Raw genomic sequence first — 4,679 nt, 5'->3', positions numbered from 1 at the left:
GAACTCCGGAGGGTGTGGCGAGGGCATGGGGACATCCTTCCTGATGATCAAGGGTGACCTCAGGTCAAGTGTCCGGAGAACGGGGGGAAGCTCAATTGCTCATCGTGCCATGCTCGACGTCTCTCGCGCGCTGGTTCACCACGTTGCCCGGTCGCTGCGGGACGAACGGCGGCGGGTGGGCACTCCCAAGGGCAGCCGTGCTCTGACCCCGTTCTGGCAGGCGGTGCTGATCCTGCGCTGGTTCCGGGGCGAGCACGACATCCCCAAGCTCGGCCGCGATCACCGCGTCTCCCGCGCCACCGCCTACCGCTACATCGCCGAGGGGATCGACGTCCTCGCAGCCCAAGCCCCTGATCTGCACGATGCGCTGAACCGCGCCCAGGCCGACGGGCTGGCCTACGTGATCCTGGACGGCACCTTGATCCCCATCGACCGCTGCGCCGAGCAGATCATGAGCGTCAAGGGCGAGCCCATCGACGCCTGGTACTCCGGTAAGGACCACCAGCATGCCGGCAACCTTCAAGCCCTGTCGGCCCCCAGCGGTCTCCCTTTGTGGATCGCCGAGGTTGAGCCGGGCTCGGTACATGATCTGACCGCCGCCCGCACACACGTGCTGGGCGCGCTGTACGCCGCTGCCGCAGCCGGCCTGCCCACCCTTGCCGACAGTGGCTACGAGGGCGCCGGAATCGGCGTCCACACACCGATCAAACAACCCGAGGGAAACCAGGTCCTCAGCCCGGACAATCGCACCTACAACCGGCTCCTACGCGCCCTGCGCTGCCTCGGCGAACGCGGTTTCGCCTTGCTCAAAGGCCGCTGGCGGACCCTCCTGCACATCACCATCAGCCCCAGCAGAATCGGCGACATCGCCCGCGCAGCGCTTGTCCTCACCCATTTCGAACACGACTACCTACCGGCAATTGGTTGAGATCACGTCAGTAATGGTGCAGCCACACCTGGCGCAAGATCTCCATCTGCGGCAGGCCGCGCAACCGGGGTGGAGCATCATCGGCCCACACGGCTTGGAGGATCTTCAGGCCGTCCCGGCCGATCTGCTCGGCCCGCGCGATGATGGCCTGCTTGCCGCCGGGCACCCGTCCGATCTCCACCCGGCGGCCGTACTGGCGCGCCCACTCCGGCTCGATCAGCGGCGTCGGCCAGACCGGGGCCGCCTCGGCCAATTCCTCCAGCGCCGCCCGCACACTCTCCCCAGCCAACTCCGATCGGCTGACCTGCCGGACCGCGGCCAGCACGTGGGTGGCATCGGTGCGCTGCCGCCCCCGACCCCTAACCAGCCCGGCCGCATGCAGGCGATCCAGCATCATGCCCAGCAGCCGGTCGGCGCGTTCGGGCTGCTCGGCCAGCCGAGCCCGGAACTCACACAACACCGAGTAGTCGAACCCGGTGTCCTCCAACTCCAGGCTCAGCGCGTACTTCCAGTCGATCCGCACCGCGACGGCACGGGCCGCCTGCCGGTCGGAGTAGTCCTCGGCGAACTGCGCTGTCTTCACAGGAATCCCCGCGCGCGCTCGTGGACGCAGTGACATCGCTCTGGCCCCTCTCGACGTCGACCGGCTCGCAGTCCGGCCGCCACCTCCAGCCTGAACTTCCTCCCGAAGATCGCCAACAGCGTCCGGACTTTGAGCCAGATCCGCTACTCACCAGCAAAATCATTCGGACTTGAACGCCTGGTCGGAGCCATCGAGTTCAAACGAACCGCGCATGCCCACGTGAAGGACGTCGGTAAGCCGTGTGAGGGAGAACCTCATGCACGGATTGACGGGGGAGGTTGGAAATGGAAGTGCTTGGCCATGGTCGCCGGGGTGGCACAGCCCACGGGAAGCTACGGGAAGAAAGGCCTCGGGCCCTACCGCCGACCAGCGCCACCGCGCCAGCCTCCTACCCTCCACCGGGGCGCGGTGTCCGGCGAGGTGTTCAACGCCTTGGACGCCTATGTCTGGAGACTCACCTACCGGTGGGCATTACGCGGGCACCGCAACAAGTCGAACTGGTGGGTCGTTGGCCACTACTTCGACACCTTTCATCCGGCCAGGAAGGACAGACGGGTTTTCGGCGACCGCGCCCGCGGTGCTTACCTGATCAAGTTCTCCTGGACCCGGATCGTCCGGCACCAGATGGTCAAAGGCGGGGCCTCACGCTTCGACCCCGCTCTGACCGAATACTGGAACCAACGGCGCAACAAGAATTAGCCCGCGGTGGGCCGGTCCACGCTCCGACTGCTTCAGGTCCAGCAGGGCCGCTGCCCGCTCTGCGGGGACTACCTTCTCCATGCCGATGACCAGCCGACATCCCCATCGAATGGGAACGATGGCTAATCGCCACCCGCAAAGCGATCTCGAAACACGCGATCGCAACCGCCGCAGGCTACACGCCGGATGATCATCAAGTCCGTCTCATACACACTCACTGCCAGCTGGATCGAACTCGACCCGACGGCGGGAACCCCAGTTCGCCTAAATCTGCCAGCTTGCCCTCGCGGCTTGCCTGAGCCGTGTGCGGTGACGAATCGCACGCATGGTTCTTATGGGGACCGTCGCAGCAATGTGACGGTTCTACCCGACCCCGGTGCAGCACAATGCACCGGGGCTACCCGGCGAGCGGAGGGCCTTTACGAAATGTTCCTGAACCGGTATTCATGCGCCGCCGACGCGTTTCGACGTCGATCCTCAATGATTCTGTGGCTTGTCAACGTGTATCTCTGGGATATCGAACAGGGTTCTTGGTGCGCTTCTTCAGAGCCACAGCTCGAACGGCTCGGTAATGCTCTCCTCCGCGAGGAACGCCAGCAGGAGGGCTGGTAGCCTGCGCGGATAGAACTGATCTGCGCTGGATTCCACCTCGGCGATCGGCCACCATCGAAAGCCGAAGTAGTCTTCCTTCTCGAACTCTAACCGTTCCGATCCATCGATATCCGGGCCGAGAATATCGAGGTGCACGCTGACAACGATCTCGTGTTGAAGCTGCCGCGTGCCTCGGTAGCGAAATGAGCTGTCACGCCGCCAGGTGGGAATGCCGATCTGCGGCCGTTCGGCTTGGATTCCAGTCTCTTCCCTCAGTTCTCGGATTGCCGTGTCGGCATAGTCTTCGCCATCGTCGATCCCGCCACCGGGAAGTTCCCACCAGATGCCCTTTTCTGGCATCGTCGGATCGCGAGTGTGGAGCAACAGCAACCGATCACGTACATCGAGGACGACGAGCCGGACCACGTCTCTCTCGACGATCGGCAGATCTTGAGGAAGATCAGATCGCCCGATACTCCCGGCCGGGTATGAAGAGGGGCTCCGCCACATCTCTCGCTCCTTCCCAACGGGGCTCTCCTGAAGAATCTCCAGGCTAGTCATCGCCGTGTGGGGAGGTCAGAATCACCGCTCCAGTCATGGCATTGAACATTTGGTTGTGGAACGAGCCAGGCCGCATGGTCGCGCGTCGAGAGTTCGTTGCAGGATATGTGTTCCGTTCGCGTTACCACAGCGCGTAGAAATGGTGAACCGGGCCACGCCCACTCCCGACCTGTAGCGTGGCAGCGGCCTTTAGCGCGCCCGTCAGGTACTCCTTGGCTGCTTGTACGGCCACGAGCCAATCCTGGTCCCGCGCTCGCAGCGCCGCGATCGCTGAGGAGAGGGTGCAGCCCGTGCCATGGGTGTGGCGTGTTGCGATCCGAGGTGCGGCGATATCGACCATGTCATGACCATCGCTGAAGACGTCCACGCAGACATCCCCGCTCAGATGGCCACCCTTGAGCAGAACTCGCCGTGCTCCCAGGTCATGTAAGCGCCGCGTCTGCTCGCGCATCTCCTCCACGCTCCTGGCCTGTTGTTCGCCCAGAAGATCTGCCGCTTCCGGCAGGTTGGGCGTAATCAGGTCGGCGCGCGGTACGAGCACATCCCGCAGCACGGATATCGCATCAGCTGACAGCAGCCGGTCGCCGCTCTTGGCCACCATCACTGGGTCGAGCACCACGTTGAGAGGTGCGAAGCGATCCAGCGCCGTGGCCACCGCGCGGACGACGGATGCTTCTCCAAGCATGCCGATCTTTATAGCGTCCGCGGGAACATCGCTGAGCAGCGTATCGAGCTGACTGGTGACGAACGCCGGAGGCACCGAGTGCACTTCACGCACACCTGTGGTCGTCTGTGCAACCAAGGCGGTGATTACTGCCATGCCGTAACCGCCGAGTGCGGAGAAGGTCTTCAGGTCGCCATGGATGCCGGCACCACCGCTTGGATCGGTGCCAGCAATCGATAGCACCTTGGGGACAGCGGTCACCACAGACGTCCCTTCGCTAGTACGAGCTAGATCAGGTTCTACGGGTGTGATCTCAGCCCGTGTACTTGGGCACCCCGCGTCACCAGCAAACATAGCAGGCGCCTCACGAAATCGTGTTATTGGCATCGGGAGCCGAGTACCAGCCCGGGTCTGATCGAGGAGTCTGCCCGGAACCATCGAGGCACCTCACTAAACCCGGCAGCGATCAGCCGCTCTCGCTGCTCTCGTGCCCGGTCGTCTGCATTCTTGCCGCGATACATCCGACTCATGGCCGTGTGACTTCTTGTTGCTCGCTATCGCGTTCTGGCCCGACGCTGTCTCGTGTTCATTGCGGGGGCCGTGGGGGGGGGGGGGCGGGGGCGCGCCCCCCCCCCCCGGGGTGGCCCCCCCGC

5 protein-coding genes and 1 riboswitch are annotated in these 4,679 nt (G+C 64.2%); of the genes, 2 read left to right on the top strand and 3 right to left on the bottom strand.

Annotation, left to right across the window (positions count from 1 at the left end):
- Positions 1 to 109: 109 nt before the first annotated feature.
- Positions 110 to 928 carry a transposase family protein gene (locus tag ACWDRB_RS67365; RefSeq protein WP_449912737.1) on the top strand — a complete coding sequence of 273 codons (819 nt, stop codon included), beginning with the start codon at positions 110 to 112 and terminating at the stop codon, positions 926 to 928.
- 7 nt (positions 929 to 935) lie between these two features.
- Here the strand turns inward: ACWDRB_RS67365 and ACWDRB_RS67360 are convergent, their stop codons facing one another.
- On the bottom strand, positions 936 to 1,511 hold the full coding sequence (locus ACWDRB_RS67360) for a transposase (RefSeq protein ID WP_449912736.1): 576 nt from the start codon (positions 1,509 to 1,511) through the stop codon (positions 936 to 938).
- A 408-nt stretch (positions 1,512 to 1,919) separates the two neighbouring features.
- On the opposite strand from ACWDRB_RS67360, the gene ACWDRB_RS67355 reads away from it, so the two are divergent.
- Positions 1,920 to 2,210 carry a hypothetical protein gene (locus ACWDRB_RS67355; protein WP_449912735.1) on the top strand — a complete coding sequence of 97 codons (291 nt, stop codon included), beginning with the start codon at positions 1,920 to 1,922 and terminating at the stop codon, positions 2,208 to 2,210.
- Positions 2,211 to 2,753: 543 nt separating this feature from the next.
- Here the strand turns inward: ACWDRB_RS67355 and ACWDRB_RS67350 are convergent.
- On the bottom strand, positions 2,754 to 3,311 hold the full coding sequence (locus ACWDRB_RS67350) for an NUDIX domain-containing protein (protein WP_449912734.1): 558 nt from the start codon (positions 3,309 to 3,311) through the stop codon (positions 2,754 to 2,756).
- A gap of 172 nt (positions 3,312 to 3,483) precedes the next feature.
- Entirely contained in the window at positions 3,484 to 4,287 is an 804-nt protein-coding gene (gene thiD / locus ACWDRB_RS67345; RefSeq protein ID WP_449912733.1) for a bifunctional hydroxymethylpyrimidine kinase/phosphomethylpyrimidine kinase, read from the bottom strand.
- A riboswitch (TPP riboswitch) is annotated at positions 4,279 to 4,374 on the bottom strand. It overlaps the preceding gene by 9 nt.
- Positions 4,375 to 4,679: the final 305 nt, after the last annotated feature.

It is taken from the genome of Nonomuraea sp. NPDC003707 (assembly GCF_053587055.1).
The sequence above is the reverse complement of the archived record's forward strand: the minus strand, read 5'-3'. Positions and strand labels throughout refer to the sequence as shown.